This window comes from Vibrio sp. 704 (assembly GCF_033339295.1).
Genome location: NZ_JAWOUH010000741.1, coordinates 1 through 583, shown reverse-complemented (window position 1 = coordinate 583; position 583 = coordinate 1). Strand labels below are relative to the sequence as shown.

Sequence of the window (583 nt, the reverse complement as noted above, 5' to 3'; positions counted from 1 at the left end):
AAGTTAGCATCTGAACTGAAACGGTATACTTTCTCTGCAGGAAGTTCGTTAACGACTGGCTGCTGATTGCTCATTTTTCACCCTTGGAATATCCGTTCTGTCCTCACCCATCAAACGCTTCAACACTTCATCTCTAGCACCATAAAGTTTGGCGCGGCCATCAGCTAAATACAGCAATCGATCCATTTGCCTCAATGTGCTTGGATTATGGGCGATAACCACAATGGTCGAGCCCTGAGATTTTAGATGAGCGATAAGACGCTGATACGCAGCCTCACCTTCTCCGTCTAGATTGGCGTTTGCTTCATCAAAGACGACGATAGAAGGATCACCATAGACAGCTCGTGCTAGCGCAATCCTTTGTCGTTCACCACCCGACAGTCCACGACCATTTTCGCCAATAATGAAGTCGTAACCTTTGTTCTTTTTGAGGATTAATTCGTGACAACCCGCTAATTGTGCAGCTTTGATCACCTTCGCTGGATCTTCTTGTTTAAAACGCGCGATGTTCTCACGAATGGTTCCTCGAAATAGCTCCACCTCTTGGGCCAAATAGCCAACGTGAACACCTCGATCTTCAGAT

1 protein-coding gene is annotated in these 583 nt (G+C 46.3%); it reads right to left on the bottom strand.

Annotated elements, in window-relative coordinates:
* Positions 1-48: 48 nt before the first annotated feature.
* Positions 49-583 (bottom strand): ATP-binding cassette domain-containing protein (locus R7R24_RS28845; protein WP_318120476.1); only part of this gene is annotated, 535 nt, incomplete at its 5' end.